The 18,401-nt window shown below is 62.6% G+C and carries 14 protein-coding genes and 1 tRNA gene; 8 read left to right on the top strand and 7 right to left on the bottom strand.

Annotated elements, in window-relative coordinates:
- Positions 1 to 42: 42 nt before the first annotated feature.
- Both E0504_RS12060 and E0504_RS12055 read left to right on the top strand, forming a co-directional pair.
- Positions 43 to 615, top strand: a complete 573-nt coding sequence (locus E0504_RS12060; protein WP_131624342.1) for a helix-turn-helix transcriptional regulator — start codon at positions 43 to 45, stop codon at positions 613 to 615.
- A gap of 8 nt (positions 616 to 623) precedes the next feature.
- Positions 624 to 1,805, top strand: a complete 1,182-nt coding sequence (locus E0504_RS12055) for a glycosyltransferase (protein WP_131624340.1) — start codon at positions 624 to 626, stop codon at positions 1,803 to 1,805.
- Here the strand turns inward: E0504_RS12055 and secF are convergent.
- Genes secF through yajC form a run of 3 tightly spaced genes read right to left on the bottom strand, consistent with a single transcriptional unit; the run spans position 1,802 to position 4,728 of the window.
- Entirely contained in the window at positions 1,802 to 2,779 is a 978-nt protein-coding gene (gene secF / locus E0504_RS12050; protein WP_131624568.1) for a protein translocase subunit SecF, read from the bottom strand. The genes E0504_RS12055 and secF overlap by 4 nt on opposite strands.
- A 16-nt stretch (positions 2,780 to 2,795) precedes the next feature.
- Positions 2,796 to 4,394, bottom strand: coding sequence for a protein translocase subunit SecD (gene secD, locus E0504_RS12045; RefSeq protein WP_131624338.1), 1,599 nt, complete (start codon positions 4,392 to 4,394; stop codon positions 2,796 to 2,798).
- 13 nt (positions 4,395 to 4,407) lie between these two features.
- The gene (yajC, locus tag E0504_RS12040; RefSeq protein WP_131624336.1) at positions 4,408 to 4,728 is read right to left on the bottom strand and encodes a preprotein translocase subunit YajC; all 321 of its coding nucleotides are present in this window, start codon (positions 4,726 to 4,728) and stop codon (positions 4,408 to 4,410) included.
- 197 nt (positions 4,729 to 4,925) lie between these two features.
- Between yajC and E0504_RS12035 the strand changes: the two genes are divergently transcribed.
- Both E0504_RS12035 and E0504_RS12030 read left to right on the top strand, forming a co-directional pair.
- Positions 4,926 to 5,002: transfer RNA gene (locus tag E0504_RS12035), tRNA-Pro, on the top strand.
- Between the two features lie 1,296 nt (positions 5,003 to 6,298).
- Positions 6,299 to 6,907, top strand: coding sequence for a hypothetical protein (locus E0504_RS12030; protein WP_207912499.1), 609 nt, complete (start codon positions 6,299 to 6,301; stop codon positions 6,905 to 6,907).
- Positions 6,908 to 7,793: 886 nt separating this feature from the next.
- Here the strand turns inward: E0504_RS12030 and E0504_RS53435 are convergent.
- Entirely contained in the window at positions 7,794 to 7,922 is a 129-nt protein-coding gene (locus E0504_RS53435; protein WP_306769235.1) for a hypothetical protein, read from the bottom strand.
- Positions 7,923 to 8,021: 99 nt separating this feature from the next.
- On the opposite strand from E0504_RS53435, the gene E0504_RS12025 reads away from it, so the two are divergent.
- From E0504_RS12025 to E0504_RS12010, 4 genes are all read left to right on the top strand, one after another.
- A complete protein-coding gene (locus E0504_RS12025) occupies positions 8,022 to 8,675 on the top strand; it encodes an outer membrane protein (RefSeq protein ID WP_131624334.1) in 654 nt (217 codons plus the stop codon).
- A 976-nt stretch (positions 8,676 to 9,651) separates the two neighbouring features.
- Positions 9,652 to 12,678, top strand: coding sequence for a TonB-dependent receptor (locus tag E0504_RS12020; protein WP_131624332.1), 3,027 nt, complete (start codon positions 9,652 to 9,654; stop codon positions 12,676 to 12,678).
- Between the two features lie 142 nt (positions 12,679 to 12,820).
- Positions 12,821 to 13,726, top strand: coding sequence for an alpha/beta fold hydrolase (locus tag E0504_RS12015; protein WP_131624330.1), 906 nt, complete (start codon positions 12,821 to 12,823; stop codon positions 13,724 to 13,726).
- Positions 13,723 to 14,118: a hotdog fold thioesterase gene (locus E0504_RS12010; RefSeq protein ID WP_131624328.1), complete on the top strand. Its 396-nt coding sequence runs from the start codon at positions 13,723 to 13,725 to the stop codon at positions 14,116 to 14,118. Before E0504_RS12015 ends, E0504_RS12010 begins: the two co-directional genes overlap by 4 nt.
- 29 nt (positions 14,119 to 14,147) lie before the next feature.
- Here E0504_RS12010 and E0504_RS12005 read toward each other — a convergent pair whose 3' ends face one another.
- Genes E0504_RS12005 through E0504_RS11995 form a run of 3 tightly spaced genes read right to left on the bottom strand, consistent with a single transcriptional unit; the run spans position 14,148 to position 18,317 of the window.
- Positions 14,148 to 15,611, bottom strand: a complete 1,464-nt coding sequence (locus E0504_RS12005; RefSeq protein ID WP_207912498.1) for an efflux transporter outer membrane subunit — start codon at positions 15,609 to 15,611, stop codon at positions 14,148 to 14,150.
- Between the two features lie 7 nt (positions 15,612 to 15,618).
- Entirely contained in the window at positions 15,619 to 17,190 is a 1,572-nt protein-coding gene (locus E0504_RS12000; protein ID WP_131624326.1) for an MDR family MFS transporter, read from the bottom strand.
- A complete protein-coding gene (locus E0504_RS11995) occupies positions 17,187 to 18,317 on the bottom strand; it encodes an HlyD family secretion protein (RefSeq protein WP_131624324.1) in 1,131 nt (376 codons plus the stop codon). Before E0504_RS11995 ends, E0504_RS12000 begins: the two co-directional genes overlap by 4 nt.
- Between the last annotated feature and the right edge of the window lie 84 nt (positions 18,318 to 18,401).

Here is an 18,401-nt window from a genome sequence, read left to right as displayed (position 1 = left end):
TGTAGGAAAGTCGAAAACCGATTTGGTTAGGACGCTTCGCCTGTGATCAACCGCATCCGCGATATCCGCCGGGAAAAAGGCATGACGCTGGCAGACCTCGCCGATGCATGCCGTCCGCCCACCACGCCGCAGACGATCGGTCGGCTGGAGACCGGGATGCGCAACCTGTCGATCAAATGGATGGACCGGATCGCCGCCGCCTTGGGCGTGGAGGCGGAGATGCTCATCCGGTCCGAAGGCAGCGCGCCTGCGCAGGTGATCGCCCAGCTGACCGCTGGCGGAGCCGAAGCGCTCAGCAGCCCGCGCGATGCCTTGCTGCCGAGCGAACTGGGCGGTGAAGCGGTGCGCGTGGTGCTCGCGATCGAGGAGAGCGCGGGCGAATACCGCGCGGGCGACCAGCTGTGGCTGCGCCAGATCGCGCCGGAGGACGCGGGCCGCGCCGTTAACCGCGACGTCCTGGTCCCGCGGAAGGGCGGCCGCTTCGCGTTCGGCCGGCTGATCGATCGGCAAGGCGGAAAGGTGGGCGTGCTGCCGGTCGGCGCGGGGCAGAAGCAACTGGTGGTCGACGATCCGGCGTGGATCGCGGTCGCCGAAATGCTCGTGCGCCGGCTGTAGCTACGGTCATGAAGCGCGTTCTGTCGCTGGCGACGCTCTATCCCAACGCGGCCGCGCCCCGCTTTGGCACTTTCGTCGCGCGCAGTCTCGAAGCGCTGGCGGCGCGCCGCGACTGGCAGGTGACCGTGATCAACCCGATCGGCGTGCCGCCGGTGGCGTTCGGCCGGTACCGCGCGCTCAAGGCAGCGGCGACCGATGGCGTGGAGCATGGCGTGACGGTGCGCCGCCCGACCTTTCCGCTGGTCCCCAGGGTGGGCGGCCGGATCAACCCCGCGCTGATCGCACGCACGGCGCTCCCCCTCGCCCGCCGGCTCCATGCCGAAGCGCCGTTCGACCTGGTGGACGCGCAGTTCTTCTACCCCGACGGGCCCGCCGCGGCGCGCATCGCCCGCGCGTTGGACCTGCCATTGTCGATCAAGGCGCGCGGCAGCGACATCCATTACTGGAGCACCCGCCCATGGGCGCTGGCGCAGATGATTGCGGCGGGGAAGCACGCAGGCGGATTGCTGGCGGTCAGCGGCGCGCTGGCCGGCGACATGGCGACCATCGGGCTGCCCGGGGACAAGGTCACGGTTCACTACACCGGGCTGGACCGCGATCGGTTCCGGCCCCTGCAACACACGCAGCTGCGCCGGCGCCTCGGCCACGAACTCGGCGTGGCGTTGCCCGATACGGCGCCGGTGCTGGTGACCCTGGGCGCGCTGCTGCCGCACAAGGGCCAGTCGCTGGTGATCGACGCGCTCGCCGACTTGCCGGAAAGGACCGTGCTGCTGCTCGTTGGCCGGGGCGACGACGAAGCCGGGCTGCGAGCCCAGGCGCGCTCACTCGGGGTGGCGGACCGCGTCCACTTCCTCGGCAGTCTCGATCACGACCTGCTGCCGCTGGTGCTGTCGGCCGCGGATGCGATGGTGCTGCCTTCGGCCCGCGAGGGCCTGGCCAACGCCTGGGTTGAGGCGCTGGCCTGCGGCACGCCGCTGGTGATCACCGACGCGGGCGGCGCGCGCGAGGTGCTCACCGCGCCTGAGGCCGGGCGGATCGTCGCCCGCAACGCGCGGGCGATCGCCGAGGGGGTGCGCGAGCTGCTGGATGATCCGCCGCAGCGCCAGGCCGTGGCCGCGATGGCCGAGCGGTTCAGCTGGCAAGCCCACGCAGAGGCGCTGGCCCGATACTACGAAAGTCTACTCGCCTAGACCTCGCCGCGCGCGATCCGCTCGGCCTGGTTGGGCCCCTTGTCGGTCGGCACGAAGCTGTCGGACTTGACCCCGAACCAGATCAGCAATGGCGCCGCCATGTAGATCGAGCTGTAGGTGCCGACGAAGATGCCCAGCGTGATGGCGGCGGTCAGGCCGAACAGGCTCGCGGGCCCGAACAGCAGCAGCGGGATCAGCGCGATCAGCAACGTCATCGATGTCATCACGGTGCGCGCCAGCGTTTCGTTCACCGACAGGTCGAGCAATTCCGGCAGCGGCATCTTGCGGAATTTCTTCAGGTTTTCGCGGATGCGATCGTAGATCACGATCGTGTCGTTAAGCGAATAACCGATGATCGTCAGGATCGCGGCGACGATGTTGAGGTCGAATTCGAGCTGGGTCAGCGCGAACATGCCCAGTGTCAGCGACACGTCGTGAAGCAGCGCGAACAGTGCGCCCACCCCGAACTGCCATTCGAACCGCACCCAGATGTAGATCGAGATCGCGATCATCGCGAACAGCAGCGACATCAATCCGGTCTGGAACAACTCCCCCGATACCTTGCCGGAGACCGAGTCCACCCCGTCGATCCGCACTTCCGGATGTGCCGCCTTAAGCGCGCCGGTAATCCGGCTGGCCATGGTGTTGGCAAGATCGGGCCGCGCCTCCGACCCTTCGGGCAGCTTCATCCGGATGGACGCCTCGTTAGGCGCGCCGAACCGCTGGATGATCGGATCGCCGTAACCCAGCCGGGTGATCTCTTCGCGCATCGAGGCGACCGGCGCATCAGCCTGTCCCACGAAGGTTGCCCGGATCATCTGCCCGCCGACGAAATCGACGCCCAGATTGAGCCCCTTGGTCATCACCAGCCCCCAGCTGGCGGCGATCAGCAGGATCGAGACGACGTAGAACGGAATCCGCCACTTCAGGAAGTGGATGTTGGTGTGATCGGGCACCAGCTTGAGGAGTTTCATGGCTTTCGGCCCTCGATCAGATGTGCAGGTCGGTGGGGCGCTTGCGGCGCAGGTAGCCGGCAACCCACATGCGGGTGATGGTGACGGCGGTGAACACCGAGGTGATCACGCCGATGACGAGCACGACGGCAAACCCCTTCACCGGGCCCTGACCGAACAGGAACAGCAAGGTCGCTGCGATCACGTTGGTGATGTTCGCATCGAAGATCGCGCGGCTCGCCTCGCTATACCCGAACTCGACCGCCTGGACGACGCGCCGGCCTCGGTGCCGTTCTTCGCGGATACGCTCGTTGATCAGCACGTTGGCGTCCACCGCGGCGCCGATGGTCAGCACGAAGCCGGCGATGCCGGGCAGCGTCAGCGTGGTGTTAAGCACCGCCATGATGCCCAGGATCATCACCACGTTCAGCACCAGCGCGGCGCACGCGTAGACTCCGAACCGGCCGTACGTGACGAGCATCAGGATCAGCACCAGACCGGTGCCGATGCCCATCGCGATCATCCCGCTGCGGATCGAATCCGCGCCCAGGTCAGGCCCGACGGTCCGCTCCTCGATCACCTTGAGATCGACCGGCAACGCGCCGGACCGCAGCGCGATCGCGAGCTGGTTGGCGCTTTCGGACGTGAAGCTGCCCGAGATTTGCGCAGTGCCGCCGCGGATCGGTTCGTTGATGTTGGGCGCGGACAGCACCTTGTTGTCGAGGATGATCGCGAACGGCTTGTTGACGTTCTGCGTCGTCAGCCGGGCGAACTTGGCGGCGCCCTGCTGGTCGAACTGGATGTTGACGACCTGTTCGTTGGTCTGCGGATTGACGCTGGCCTGCGCGTTGGTGAGGCTGTCGCCCTTGATCCCGCCGAGCCGCCGAACCGCGAGGTTCTGGCCGGTGAACGGCGTCCCTTCGGCATACGGGAAGATTTCGCTCCCCGGGGGCGCATTGCCCGCCTGCACGTCGCTCGGCAGCGCGGTCTCGTCGACCAGCTTGAATTCGAGCTTCGCGGTCTGCCCGATCAGCGCCTTGAGCTGTTCGGGATCTTCCTGCCCGGGCGCCTGCACCACGATCCGGGTGTCGCCCTGGCGGATGATCGTTGGCTCCAGCGTGCCGATCGCGTTGATCCGCCGGTCGATCACGTCCTTGGCGCTGTCCATCGCCTGGTCGAGCGCGGCGTCGAGCCCTTCCTGCGTCGGGGTCAGCACGAAACGAGTTTCGTCGACCACCTCCAGCGTCCATTCGCGGCGCAGGCCTTCGCCGTTGACCAGCGGCAGCAACAGCTCGCGCGCGCGATCGACGTCGCTGGCACTCTCGACCATGAAGCTGAGGCGCTGGCCCTGGGTCGACACGTCACCGATGCGAACCGCGGGGGTGGCCTGCCGCATCACGGTGCGAACCGATTCCTCCATCGTCTCCAGCCGCTGGGCGGCGATCTGGCGGCTGTCCGCTTCGAGCAGGATGTGACTGCCGCCGGCGAGGTCCAGCCCGAGATTGATCGACGGGTCCGGCAGGTTCTGCGGCCACTTGCCGCCAGCCAGCGACACCAGCGACGGCAGCGCGGCGAGCGAGACCAGGACGATCACGCTCCACAGCCAGATCTTCTTCCAGCGCGGGAAATCGAGCATTGTGCGCTGCGCCTCAGTCGTTCGCGGCAGAGCCGGCGGGCGGGATCACGTCGCCGATCGTGTGCTTGACCGCCTTGACCTGAACGCCCTTGCCCAGTTCGAGCTCGACGTAGTTATCATCCACCTTCAACACCTTGCCGACCAGACCGCCAGCGGTGACCACCTGGTCACCCCGCTTCAGCCCGCCGATCTTTTCACGGTGCAGCTTTGCCTGGCGCATCTGCGGGCGGATCAGCAGGAACCAGAAGATCGCGATCATGCCGACGATCGGCAGCCAGCTGATCCATACCGGGGGCGCGGCACCACCGGCGGCGGCAGCGAGAAAATCGAGCATCGTCAAAATGGTCCGTTCGAACGAGAATGGGCGCCGGAAAACGTAGGAACTCTCGCTCCAGCGGCAATGGCGGCGCGCCTAGCAGCATCGCCTGGCAAGGGCAATCGAGTGACAACCGTTGCGCGCGCGACACACCTGCACTTGCGCAGCTTGCGCTGCCGGAATGCCGGACCTATAGGCGCCCGCTCCACTGGTCTCGGGACGTAGCGCAGCCTGGTAGCGCATCACACTGGGGGTGTGGGGGTCGGAGGTTCGAATCCTCTCGTCCCGACCAGTGGTTTTAATAGCTAGCGGCACTCCGCGGCTGGCGATTTCCGCAAAGTAGGCCCTTAGTAAGTACGCGAAGTGCGATCGACGGGCATGCTGGCGATCGTCCGAAGCAACTGGCCCTCTAAGATCGAACTAGATGGACGGCCATGCCGCAGGCCTGAGGTGTGGCTGCTACCGAGGCCAGTAGCGGACTGGCCGCTATTGATGGCCGCAGCGCCGTAAGCTGGCATTCCGCAAGCGACCCCTCAGCGGCAACCCCCCGACGATCGACATCGCAGCTGGCTTTCGGCAGACAACCCTCTCCATTGCTCGCAAGCTTTCTGCAGAATATCGGTCAGCTCATCGACAGTCACTCCGCCGCTCGCGACTAGATCTTATGTGTTGGATTCGAAACGTATTCAGCTGCTACAACAAGTTAATGAGCTGCATTTACTTGTTAGTATCAAGTCAGCGATCAGAACGTTGCCTTCCTGTGACACTACAAGGAATGAGCGAATACGCGTCTGGGGCGGCCATGCTGTTTGGGCGTCGGATAGATCGATATAATTACAGGGCTCAGAAGCAACCGACGGTCTTCCGGTACGACCTTGGTGCGGCACACGCCCACCGACGATGGTGATAAACGTACGACGGCTCTTAGGATGAGCCTGAGTAAACTCTAACGTCCTGATTGGGGCGCGTAGCTGCCCGGCCGCTGCTGGGCCGTATGCGGCCAGTCCGCTTTCAAGCGACGAAGCTCCAGAAGCTGCCGTTCCGCTTCCGAGGCGTTGAGGACACGCTGCGGTGTGCAGGTGAAGATTTGTTAGATCGCATACTTTACTAATCGGAAGTCAATTGCGGCGCACCTGTTCTTCAATGATGGATTGCTGGCGTAAACTACCTCGCACCCTTTCGCCGCCGCTGAGCAGAACTCGGAGTAGATGCGTGCGGCCATTCCGATTGGAGCCTTCGAGCACACGGCGTCGGCTTGTTTTTTCTTCCTCGCCCGCCTCGTTGACCACCGGGAAGTAGCCGGCCTCGTTTTACGATGTAGATCATGGCTAAGTAGTCTTTGTGTCCCAAATATGATCGCGAGGCCCAAAGCGGCGAGCAAGAACAAGCTCCCCAGAAGCATGCGATTGGGCCCCGACATGCGAGGCGCGTAACGCGATTGCCCGACCGACTGCAACTCCAGTCGTCGCCGGCGAACCCTCGCAATGCTCCGGCAACCATTTGCATTGACTAGATCCCAACCCGCGCGCTCTATCGGCGTCGGGGAGAGTCGCCGCAGGGGCAGCGGCTTCAAAAAGGGGGAATAAACATGAACAAGACTTTTGCGGCGGTCGCCGTGCTCGCCGCGCTTGCGGCCACGCCAGCTGCGGCACAGAATGCTGCGCCGGCCTCAGCCGTGACCATGGTTGCACCCAGCAGCGCCGTGATACGCGCGGGCACGCCGGTTTCACTGCGCCTTCTCGAAGAGGTGACCACCAAGGAGAAGCAGGCCCGTGTGGGACAGCGCTTCCGCATGGAGGTGGCCTCTCCCGTCGAATACAACGGAGTGGTCGTCATCCCGGCTGGTTCACCGGCTGAGGGCGAAATCACGAGCGTGCGCAACAAGGGGATGTGGGGCAAGTCGGGCCACCTTGGCGCGCGAGCGCTATGGGCCCGAGTAAACGGCCGGCAGATCCGCCTAGCCGGGACCTTCGACGACAAGGGGGTAACCGGGACCGCAGGCGTGGTCGGCGCAATCGCTCTGGTTCCCATTGCGGGCTTCTTCGTCACCGGCACCAGTGCGGTGCTACCGAATGGTGGCGAAGTCGCTGCTTTCTTAGACGAGGATATCGAACTCGCCGTCAGCACGGCGCCGGTTGCGCCGATGCAGGTTGTTGTACCTGCGGCTGCTGAGGCGACGATCGCCACCGCAGACTGATCAGCTTAAGGGCGCGGCTTCCTGCCGCGCCCTTAACACCAAGGTTCCCGACGATCAGCGGGAGGAAAGCCAGGGTTCTGCGAGCTGATCGTGAGGAACCAGTGGGCCGATCGTGCTTTCTAGCCACAACGGCACACATATCCCCTCCCGTCCCTGGTGTGCCATTACCCCATCAACTAGCCCCCGCTTCGGCGGGGGTTTTTCTTCTCGAGTTGGACGCTTGCGGACCAATGGAAAGCATCGACCCGAGATTGACTCGCGAAGAGGTCGGAGTTCTGACAAGCTTCCGTGAAGCTGTGGAAGCCCTCAGGTCACAGAACGAACAGCGATCCAATGAGCGGTTTGGAAAGCTGTTCAAGCCGGCGAAGGCGGAATGACCAGGACCGAGGCGCGGGCCGTCCAATTTGCTCATCACCAAGAGCGGGCTGAACAGCAGAATTCTTGTGCTCGCGCGGCTCTATGTCGCATGCTGAGCCGGTAGCGGATTGGCTGCTCTCGACCTAGCACCGGCGGCAATCTGACGTCTGCGTGTCCGAATTGCGGCCGCTTGCGTCTCGCGTGCGACTATCTGTGCAGTGACTTCGCCATCTGATCATACCGGAAGGCGCGTTTGGCAGAGCCGCTGCAACCATCGGCGATCATGTCGGCATCCAGCCGCCCCTGGTTGTTTAGCGCCTTATCGCAGCGCTACAGCCACAGCGAGGCCACGCGGGGCACATGTTGAGGCCGCTGTCTAAGAGCTCGGCTGCGACCTCGGGTAGAACCCGGCCACAGCTACGTAGCCCGGCCGTTCGGTACCCCCGCTGGTAGATGCGCACCGCCGCCGCGGCAGATCGCCCATCGCATCCGCGTAGCGGTAGGCGCGCGCCACTTTCTTGGTGACCCCCTAAATCGTCTCGCCGCCGTGGTAGGAGGGCTGCTTCGAGTACCCGCCCTCGCGCTCGATCGCTGAGTCGATCATCTCGGCGATGGTCAGTCGACTTTCCTTCGATGTGGTCAGTCCCAGCAGCAACATTCGTCCGGCAATGTGCGGCGTTCGCCGGAAAGGGATTGCCCGGGAGCCGGTCGCGCGACTAGCGGCACCGGCCCCAGGACAGGAAAAGGAACAAAAAGAATGAAATACGCTCTGTTTGCCGCGGCGGCCGTCGCTGCGGTGTCGTCGACCTCGGCCATGGCACAGGACGCGCAGCCTGGCGGCTTCCACGTCGAAGGCGTAGTCGGCTACGACAGCACCAAGGGCACCGTCGACTACGAAGATAGCGCCTTCCCGGCGGACAACTTCGAGGACTCGGGCTCCGAGGGCAGCGTGCTCTACGGCATCAACGCCGGCTACGACTTCGGCCTCGGCAGCAATACCATCGGGGTGGAAGTCGGCGCCGAGTGGACCGACAGCAAGCGCTGCGAAGAAGTGTTCGGCGGCGACGAGGCGTGCGCCTCGCTCAAGCGCAACCTGTACGTCGGCCTCAAGGGCAGCACCCGCCTCACGCCGAGCACGGCGCTCACCGCCGGCGTCGGCTACGTCAACGGCAAGGCTGGCGTCAGCTACACCGACCCCACGGCCCCGGCCGACAACTTCGCATTCTCGGAAGACCGCGATGGGTACCGCCTGAGCCTCGGCCTCGAGCAGACGCTGTCAGCCAACACCTTCGCGAAGCTCGAGTACCGCTACTCGGACTACAAGGACGTTAACTTCGTCGACGGCACCGAGAGTCTGTCGCTCGGCTTCGTGCGTCACCAAGTCGTCGCAGGCGTCGGCGTACGCTTCTAAGTTCCGCAAGGGCCGGCTAGACGCCGGCCCTTCGTTCTTGCTTATCTCATTTTGGATGCATGCGGCAGTGAGAATTCCTGCATTGAAACTGAGCTCTAGGCTGTCGGATAGCTTGGGTGACAGGCGCTAAGTTGCGTCTGCTCCTGGGCCGTTAGCTGACTGGCAGCTCATGGTTTGTTGAGTGCGCTAAGCTGCCGTTCCGAAACCGATTAATAGCGGACCTTCAGCCAGCGCTGCGATGGCCCGATGCAGCTCATCAATACGTGCGAAAACCTTAGCACATCAGCGGCGGTCTTTTATTAGGAAAGACCAGGGACGAGATGCCATAGGAGATGGTGGGGATCACGGGCGAAATGGGAGCAGTCGGTATGGGATCGATGAACCACGAACGCTGTGCCCGAGTACCCTTGCTTACCGCTGTTAATGACCGAAGGAACCGCGCGCGCCGCACCGAGAACGCCGCCTGGAGCTAAGGCTGTAAGGTTGCCAGTTCCATCCGGGGGCTCGGGTGGACGCTATTGTTCAGTCGCCACTTCGTCCTTCACGACACCGCCACGGCAGAAACGTACTTCCGAAATCAACACTAAAATCGTCCACATGCCGGATAGATGCTGGCCGACTATCTTCCGGAACTGAGGCCGTCGAAAAGAAGATCGGATCCGCCTGATCCCAAGTGCAGTGGAGTAGTCAACCTCCGGGGTGACCTAAACCGAAGGGAACTGGCAGTTTGCTGCTAGCGCCGATCGCCAGCACCGAATGTTCAAGCCACACCTCGAAGCGAAGCGGGATTCCGAGTTGCCAGAATTTCGCGCTGTAAGAAAGTTTCATACACTGAACGCGCGGCAGAGCAAAAGTCGGACTCTCCCTACCAAATGCGACATATTGCCCACCGTCCTATTGCCAGATGACGGTAAACTGCTTTAGCTTCGCGTTCGAAGGTGCCGCAACAGATGGCGCCTCGAGTGGAGAGATGCGAATGAGGATCAAGGCCGCCCTGCTTGCTGGCATTTGTGCGTCGGTTGCTTCAGTTCCCGCATATGCCCAGGACGACACGCCTACCGACCCCGTGGGGGCCGAGGAGGGCAGCGTCATCGTTGTCACGGCGCAACGCCGGGCCGAGGCTCTGCAGAACGTGCCGATCGCGGTTAGCGCATTCACGGCCGAAGCGCTTGAAGCACAGCAGATCAAAACGACATCGGACCTCCAGCTCACGCTGCCGAACGTCACGTTCACGAAGACGAACTTCACCAGCTCGAGCTTTACCATCCGCGGGATCGGCGACCTGTGCGTCGGCGTGTCATGCGACAGCGCGACGGCAATCCACCTGAACGACGCCCCCCTATTCGGCACCCGCCTGTTCGAAGGCGAGTTCTATGATCTTGCCCAGATCGAGGTCCTGCGCGGACCGCAGGGCACACTGTTTGGACGCAACGCCACCTCTGGGGTGGTCAACATCCGAACCGCGCGGCCCGACCTCAGCGGCTTTGGCGCAGCCGGCGAGGCCGAGTACGGCAATTACAACAGCATCAAGGTCAAGGGGATGGTGAACCTTCCCGTTGGCGAAACCCTCGGGGTTCGCATCGCGGGGTTCTATCTGAACCGTGACGGTTACACTTTCAATCAATTCAACGGAGACCGCTACGACGACCGCGACATGTACGGCATTCGTGGCTCGCTGCGGTGGGAGCCTTCAAGCAGCACGACGGTCGATCTGGTGGCGCAGTACTTCCGCGAGAACGACAAGCGCATGCGCATTCAGAAGCAGCTGTGCCAGCGTGATCCGACTGGCGTGCTGGGTTGCCTCAACTCCCGTCTCGACAATAGCTTCACGAACGGCAACTCGACGCTGGGAGCGATTTTCGCGTCGCAGGAATTCTTCCGCATCCGCGGTGTGCCAGCAGGTCAGACGGCGCTGACACCTAATTTCTCGACGGGCAGCCTTTACGGGACCGACGTGTTCGCCGCCGCTGCGAATCCCGAAGATCCCCGGGTGATCAACACCGCTTTCGAGCCCAACTACTTTGCCGAGGAGTGGATCGTCCAAGGGCAAGTCAATCAGGAGCTTGGCGGCGGTCTGAACGTCAAGCTGGGGGGCAACTGGCAGAAGGTCAAGGTGGACGCGCAGCAGGACTACAACAACGCTGCGCAAAGCCGCGCGCCGCTGCAGATTGGGCTCAACAACCTCGCTGCCGCAGCTTCGGGCGCGTTCGGTCCTGTCCTGCAAGCCTATCTCAAGCCGATCGCGGACCGCCTCATTCCGGACGGTCCAAACGGCAAGCTCTGCACCTCGCAGTCGGACCCCAATCTGGTCGGCGTGTTCGGCGCGGCGAATAACTCGATCTGCTCGATGAACCCACTCGCGTTCGACCGATCGAACGCGTTCCAGACCAGCTGGACCGGGGAAGCCATCGTCAGTTCCGACTGGGACGGGATGTTCAACTTCCTACTTGGAGGGATCTACGGAAAGCTTCACCTCGACGAGAGCAGTTATTACGTCAATGCATTCGGGCTCGACTATGCGGCCGGCATTCTCGGGGCGCTTGGCGCGGCGGGTGCGGGAATTCCACCCGGGCCTGGAACTTCGTATTTCTTGGGCTCGCCGTTTTACCGAAACACGTCGGACGACCTGAAGGTCACGACTTACGGTATATTCGGAGAGACTTATTTTGAATTCAACGACAAGCTCAAGCTCACACTGGGCTTGCGCTATAACCACGACGAGAAATCGGTCAGGGCTCGCACGCCGCTGTTAGTCGACGCGGCGGGCGCTTCGGTGCTGGTGCCGACCGGTGCCACCGATCTCACCAATGCGCTTGGATACGCAAACCTCGATTATGATGCCGGCCTGCCCGGGCCGCAGGAATATGCAGTTCGCAGCGCGAGCTTCGAAGCGGTCACAGGTCGCGCCGTGATCGATTACCAGATCACGCCGTCGAACCTGCTCTATGCATCTTATTCGCGTGGCTATAAGTCGGGCGGCATCAATCCGCCTCTGTCACCGATCTTCGCGGTGCCAGAAGCGTTCGCTCCTGAGCACGTCAACGCGTTCGAGATCGGCTCGAAGAATACCTTCGGCGGACTTCAGCTGAATCTGACTGGGTTCTACTACCAGTACAAGCAACTGCAGCTCAGCCGCATCGTTGCCCGCACCTCAGTCAACGACAACGTCGACGCGAACATCTGGGGACTGGAGGCAGAAGCGGTAATCCGTCCTGTGCCTGAGCTGACGGTCAACATGACCGCCAGCTACCTCCATACAGAGGTCGCTTCGGACAAGTACCTGTCGAACCCGCGGGATTTCGGGGGCGGGCGTGCGGATGCAGTGATTATCAAGGACATCACCAACGCCGCGAACTGCGCCGTCGCCTCGTCCTCGGGCAACGTAGCCGGGGTCAATGCGTACGTCGCTCAGGTGAACAACTTGATCAACGCGGGCGTCATTCCCGGCGTTTCTGCAGGTGCGGGGCTGCGGGCGCCGACTTCCTTCGGGCCCAATAGCGGGATTGCCTCGACCGGCGCGTTTAGCATCTGCGAGGCGCTCCAGGGGCTAGCGCCGAACATAGGTGCCCAATTCGGGGGCATCGAGACCAGCACCGTCATCGACGGCGTTACTTACGATTACTCGGCGGGTATCCCCGTCAATATCAAGGGTAACAAGCTGCCGGGCGCGCCCAACTACAAGGTATCGATGGGGGCCCAGTATGCGTTCCCCATCGGCGAGGCCAAACTCACCCCGCGCGTGGACGTCGCCTACACGGGAGAGACCACCGGCAACGTATTCAATGGCAACGTCAACAGCATCGACAGCTTCGTGCAGGCCAACGCGCAGATCCAACTCGATGGTCCGGACAGCCGCTGGTACGTCCGAGGTTACATCCAGAACATCTTCGACAGCACCGCGGTGACCGGCCTGTACGTCACTGATCAGTCGTCCGGCAACTATACGAATATCTTTACCCTCGAGCCGAGGCGCTATGGCATCGCGGCGGGGTTCAGATTCTAAAGGGGTCATTGGCCCGCGGCCACGATGAAGCCGAGGATAGCGGGATAACCCCGTTAACTTCGGCCTCGTGGCGAACGTTGCATCGGAGCTGTCGTCGCTGATCTGGTGGCGATCACCTCTGGTTTCAGATACTCTTGGTTAGATGAGCACTGAGGCGTTCTCGATCGAAGGTGCCGGCGGGATCACCCTTGCCGCGGAAGCTCACGGCGATGTTGGCGGAATGCCCGTCCTGCTCGCACACGGCGGTGGCCAGACCCGGCGCGCGTGGAAGCGAGTCATGGGCGAACTGGCGCAGGCTGGCTTTCGTGCCATCGCATTCGACATGCGCGGACATGGCGCCAGCGAGTGGTCGAAAGCCGGCGCATATGACATTCGCGACTTCGCGGCTGACCTGGTTGCTGCGGCGGCTTCGATGGAGGTCAAGCCGGCTCTCGTAGGCGCCTCGCTCGGCGGCCTTGCCGGGCTGATGGCGGAAGGTGACCTAGCGCCGGGCACCTTCGCGTCGCTAACGCTGGTCGATATCGCGCCGCGCATGGAGCCGGATGGCGTGGCCCGCGTCGTCGGCTTCATGGAAGAACATGTCGATTCAGGCTTCGGCTCTCCCGAAGAAGCGGCGGATGTCATTTCACGCTACCTGCCCCACCGTCCCAACCGCAGCGCGGGCAGCGGCTTGAAAAGCTACCTGCGACAAAAAGCGGACGGCCGATACTACTGGCACTGGGATCCTGCCTTCATCCGCAACATAACCGTGTCTGGAGGCGAGAGTCCCCATCGGCAACGGCAGCAATTCGACGCTTTGGGACAGGCCGCCGCTCAACTGACCCTACCGCTTCACCTCATTCGTGGAGCATCCAGCGATCTGGTCTCTCTCGAAGCCGTAGCGCATCTGCGACAACTCGCCCCCCATGCAGAATACACGGACATCGCCGATGCCACACATATGGTCGTGGGCGATGCGAACGACGCCTTTTCCGCCGCTATCGTGGAGTTCCTAAGGCGCCATCACCCCTCCGATACGACTCAGATGCAGGGGACGAGTGGAACATGATTGATCGAGACCGCTTGCAGGAGATGCTTCACCTCGCGCCGTTTCACCGATGGCTTGGGCTGGAGATTGCAACATGCTCCGATCAGGGAATCGAGATCACCATGCCATGGCGCGAAGAGATCGTGTCGAACCCCATGATTGGGTCGGCGCATGGAGGGGTCCTGGCTTCACTGGTCGACCTCACCGGGCTTTATACTTTGCTTGCAGGTGGTGCCCCGGCGAAAGCGACGGCCGATCTACACGTCGATTACCACCGTCCTGCAACCTCAGGCCCTCTCACTGCTCATGGGCAGGTCGTGAAGTTAGGGCGGCAGATTTCGGTGGCGGAGACCCGGGTTGTGGGGCCCGACGGAAAGTTGATCGCCAGCGGCAGGGGCGCGTATTTTTCGTGAACCGGATCGATTGTTAAACGCAAACGAACCTACTGATCTCGAGCAGGCTCCTGCCACCCTAGGCCCAGTGACTTCTGCAGAGCAATCCAAGCTAAAGTAAGGGCACCTTTTGCCCGGACGAGGTCTGCCGAAGCCTGCTGCTGGTCGCGTAGCGCACGATTGAGGTCAGCCCTTGAGATCACTCCCGCCGCGAAGCGCTGGCGATTGAGGTCGGCAGCGCTATCGGCCTGGCTCTTGATCTGCGCGCGGGCTGCCAGTGCGACCCGTTGCTGGCCAAAGCGTGCCAGTGCTCGCTCGGCATCCTGTAGAGCCGAGAGGACGGTTTGACGGTAGTTGGCGACTGCCTCGTCTCGGACCGCCCCGGCGCGATCGACCGACGCGTCCACCCTTCCAAAATCGAGGAAGTTCCATTCCAGGCGGGGTATCGCCAATGCTGAAAATTCGCCCAGATCAAAGACCTCTTCGGGGGAAGATCCGCCTAGGCCCAGAATCCCCATGAAGGACAACTTCGGGAACCTTGCCGCTTCGGCCACCCCGATCCGCGCCGTTGCGGCGGCGAGACTGCGCTCAGCCGCCCTGATGTCAGGCCGACGCGCCACGAGACTTGCTGGATCGCCGACAGTAACCTGATCCGGGGGCAAGGGGATATCCCGCGGCGTCGAAAGGTCTTCGTCAGTCGATCCCGGGACCCGGCCAATCAGGATGGCAAGCGCATCGAGCAGGACGGCTTTGTCAGCGTCCGCTTCGGCGAGCTGGGACTTGAGAACTTCGAGCTCGGCGTTCGCGTTGCCCACCGGGAACAGCGGCAACGCGCCTTGCTGATACCGTTGATAGGTCAGGGCCAGGATTTCTTCCTGCAACTTTATCTGCGTCTGGTATTGTTCGGCGCGGAACTGAGCCTCCCGCAGGTTGACGTAGTTGCTGGCAACTTCAGCGGTCAGCTGGACCCTCGCGTCCTCCGCATTGGCCACGGTTGCAGCAGCCTGCGCATTGCTGGCCTCTACACGCCTCCGGGAGCCGCCCGCGAACTCCAACTCCCAATTGGCATTGAGACCCACATTGTAGAAACTGAGCGCGTCGTCGCTTTCCGCCTCCGGTTCGGTTTGCCCCGACGAGTGAGGTGGGCCGCCCTGGAGGTCGAGCCCGGGAAGACGACCCTGAATGGTGGTGGCCTGCGTCCCGAGCGTCGGCATTCTCCCCGCCCGATCCTGTCGGACCGATGCCCTGGCCTGCGCGATGCGCGCTTGCGCTGCCTGAAGCGAAGGATTGGCGGACAGTGCAGCCGTGACCAGCCGCGTCAGTTCAGCATCGTCGAGCAGCAACCACCATTCGGCAAGAGCCGGGTCCGACGCATTCAGCTCTTCGCCGGTGCGGACAAAACGATGGACGCTATCCGCCGACAGTATTTCAGGAGGGCCCCGGTAGTCCGGCCCAGCCGTACAGCCAGCCAGCAAGGCGATGAGGAGAAGCGATGGTATTGAACGGCGCATCATGTTGGGCTCAGTGCATCGAAAGAGAAGCATTTTTCGGAAGCGGCCTCAGGAAGAGGACCAGCGGAACGGTCGCGAGCGTGAGAACCCCCATCACCATGAAGACATCATTGTAGGTCATTATGAACGCCTCGCGCTGAAGGGTGCGGCTCAGGACGGCCATGGCCCCCTCCATGCCGCCGAAGTTTCGCGACAGCCCGTCAAGATAGGCCTGCAGAGAAACGTTGTTCGCATTCAGGGTCTCTTCCATTCGCCGGCTATGATGCCAGATCCGCTGATCCTGGAACGATGCCAGAGCTGAAAGCGCGAAAGAGCCACCGAGATTGCGTGCCGCATTGAATATCCCCGAAGCGTCTCCTGCATCCTCATGGGCCACCGAAGCCACCGTCGCCTGGTTCAGGAACATCATCGACAATATCATGCCGACACCGCGTAGGAGCTGGCTCTCGGTGAAAACGGCACCACCGGATTCGGCTGTAAGGCTGGTGCTGACAAAGCAGCTGACCGCCATAAACAACATGCCGGCGCCCACGGCGATGCGTATGTCAATCTTCCGGATCATCAAGGGAAGCACAGGCATTAACAAGAATGCCGGGACGCCCATCCAGAAGATGACCAGCCCCGTCTGAAGCGCGTTGTAGTCAGAGATGATCGCCAGGAACTGGGGGATGACGTAGGTCGAACCATACATCACCATACCCAGGGCCAGCGCCATGATCGCTACGCTGCCGAACTGTCGATTGAACAGGAGCTGCAGTTTCAAAACCGGCTTGCGAGCCTTCACCTGTCCGTAAATCAGCGAGGCGAACCCGATGAGGGTGATTAAGGTGAGCCAGCGAATGAGCGAGGATTCAAACCATTCCTCGCGGTGGCCCTCTTCAAGGACAACCGTCAGGCCGCCCAGCCCCAAGATGAGTCCGAGAATGCCTGCCCAATCCGCGTCTGTAAGATATTCCCACTTCGGTTTTTCGTGGGGAAGACCAACGAACAGCAGGAGCAGCAGCAGACCGCAGACCGGAACGTTGACGAAGAAGGCATAGTGCCAGCTCAAATTCTCAGTCAGCCAACCGCCGATCAAAGGCCCCATCACGGGCCCGAGGATCACGGTCATGCCGAATAGCGCCATTCCGATCGGCTGTTGATGCGGGGGTAGTCTCTTGGCCACTATGGTCATAGCGGTCGGAATGAGCACTCCGCCCATGAAGCCCTGGCCCGTTCGGCCGATGATCATGGTGGTAAGGTCGGTTGCGACCCCGCACAGCACCGAAAAAGCGGTGAATGCGCTGACCGCAATGATGAGGAGAGTTCGCAGACCGAAGAGGCGCTCCAGCCAGGCGCTCAGCGGAATGACGACAATCTCGGCGACGAGAAAGGAGGTCGCAATCCAGGTGCCCTCGGTGCCGCTCGCCCCGATCTCGCCCTGAATGACCGGGAGTGCGGAATTGACGATCGATATGTCCAGCGTCGCGAGCATGGCGCCGAGAGCACCCGCAGCTACAGCGACCCAAGCTGTAACGTCGGCGTTCTGCCGGAGCGAGGAAGATTGGTCCGACGAATTACTGGATGGCAGCGCCCCGCTCATCTTTTGGTGCCCGAGATCCCTTTGAGCGCATCAGCGGCTGCACGCGTGTCGACAGTCGCGACAACCGACATTCCAGGAACGAGGACTCGGCGCAGTTCCGGCGAGGCGTCTATCGCGATGCGAACGGTTATGCGTTGAACGATTTTGGTGAAGTTGCCGGTGGCATTCTCAGGCGGAAGAATTGAAAACTCCGCGCCGGTCCCCGGCGAAATGCTGTCCACCCTTCCCTTGATCTCTACATCCGGAAGTGCATCGACTTCCAGCATAACCGGCTGGCCGGCCCGGATCAGGCCGACCTGCGTCTCCTTAAAATTGGCTGTGACGTAGATCGCATTGACCGGAACGATGGTCATCAGCCTCTGACCGGGCTGCACAAATTGTCCCACCCTGACCGTGAGGTCACCGACGCGCCCTGCCTTGCTGGCTCGGAGCCGGGTCGACTCAACGGTAAGATCGGCGGCCTCCAATTCCGCGCGCGCTGCGTCTGCCTGCGCCCGGGTTTGGCCGATTTGCTCGAAAAGAGTAGACTTGCGCGCGGTGGCCGCCGCAACCGCCGCCTGTGCCTTCTCTAGATCCGCGCGTGCCTGGCGCGCCTGCGCCTCATACTGGTCGAGCTTTTCGCGGGGTTCGGCTCCGGTAGCGGCAAGAGGCCGATACCGGGCGACCTGCTCATTGGCGAGTTTGAGCGCCGCGCGGGCGGCGGGAAGTTGGGCGCGCGCCTGGCGAATGGCCGCGTCTTGCTCCGTAACCTGAGAGCGGATCGTGTCGGCGCCGGCCAACGTAGCCGTAATTTGTGCGCGCGCCTGTTGCGCCTGAGCGCGGTAATCCCGCAAGTCCAATTGCGCGAGCGCTTCGCCCCTAGCCACTTGCTCGTTTTCCGCAACGAAGACCTCTTCGATGTAGCCCCCAACTTTCGACGAGACCACTACGCTGTCGGCGGCGACGTAGGCGTTGTCCGTCGACTGCATGTACTGGCCGTAGGTCACATGCCGGTAATACCACCAACCACCGGCGAGCAGGACGGCCAAGCCGACGACGACAAGCACAAGACGCAACCGGCGCCGCGATTGTGGGCTCGCCGCCGGTGCAGTTTGCTGCTCCGGTTCGATGGAGTCGTCGTCTGTCATCTGGATCTCTCGGCGATTTCGCTGGGTGGCTTGTTCTGCGCCCTTAGGGAGGCCGGGCCAGATAGTAAAACGGTTTAGTTATTT

The sequence above is a fragment of the Parafrankia sp. BMG5.11 genome, from assembly GCF_004337455.1.
The sequence above is the reverse complement of the archived record's forward strand: the minus strand, read 5'-3'. Positions and strand labels throughout refer to the sequence as shown.

What these genes read in the sequence shown, in the direction of transcription:
- E0504_RS12055 (WP_131624340.1), top strand. Translation starts at nt 624, where the DNA reads ATGAAGCGCGTTCTGTCGCTGGCGACGCTCTATCCCAACGCGGCCGCG.
- secF (WP_131624568.1), bottom strand. Translation starts at nt 2,779, where the DNA reads ATGAAACTCCTCAAGCTGGTGCCCGATCACACCAACATCCACTTCCTG.
- secD (WP_131624338.1), bottom strand. Translation starts at nt 4,394, where the DNA reads ATGCTCGATTTCCCGCGCTGGAAGAAGATCTGGCTGTGGAGCGTGATC.
- yajC (WP_131624336.1), bottom strand. Translation starts at nt 4,728, where the DNA reads ATGCTCGATTTTCTCGCTGCCGCCGCCGGTGGTGCCGCGCCCCCGGTA.
- E0504_RS12030 (WP_207912499.1), top strand. Translation starts at nt 6,299, where the DNA reads ATGAACAAGACTTTTGCGGCGGTCGCCGTGCTCGCCGCGCTTGCGGCC.
- E0504_RS53435 (WP_306769235.1), bottom strand. Translation starts at nt 7,922, where the DNA reads ATGTTGCTGCTGGGACTGACCACATCGAAGGAAAGTCGACTGACCATC.
- E0504_RS12025 (WP_131624334.1), top strand. Translation starts at nt 8,022, where the DNA reads ATGAAATACGCTCTGTTTGCCGCGGCGGCCGTCGCTGCGGTGTCGTCG.
- E0504_RS12020 (WP_131624332.1), top strand. Translation starts at nt 9,652, where the DNA reads ATGAGGATCAAGGCCGCCCTGCTTGCTGGCATTTGTGCGTCGGTTGCT.
- E0504_RS12015 (WP_131624330.1), top strand. Translation starts at nt 12,821, where the DNA reads ATGAGCACTGAGGCGTTCTCGATCGAAGGTGCCGGCGGGATCACCCTT.
- E0504_RS12010 (WP_131624328.1), top strand. Translation starts at nt 13,723, where the DNA reads ATGATTGATCGAGACCGCTTGCAGGAGATGCTTCACCTCGCGCCGTTT.
- E0504_RS12005 (WP_207912498.1), bottom strand. Translation starts at nt 15,611, where the DNA reads ATGATGCGCCGTTCAATACCATCGCTTCTCCTCATCGCCTTGCTGGCT.
- E0504_RS12000 (WP_131624326.1), bottom strand. Translation starts at nt 17,190, where the DNA reads ATGAGCGGGGCGCTGCCATCCAGTAATTCGTCGGACCAATCTTCCTCG.
- E0504_RS11995 (WP_131624324.1), bottom strand. Translation starts at nt 18,317, where the DNA reads ATGACAGACGACGACTCCATCGAACCGGAGCAGCAAACTGCACCGGCG.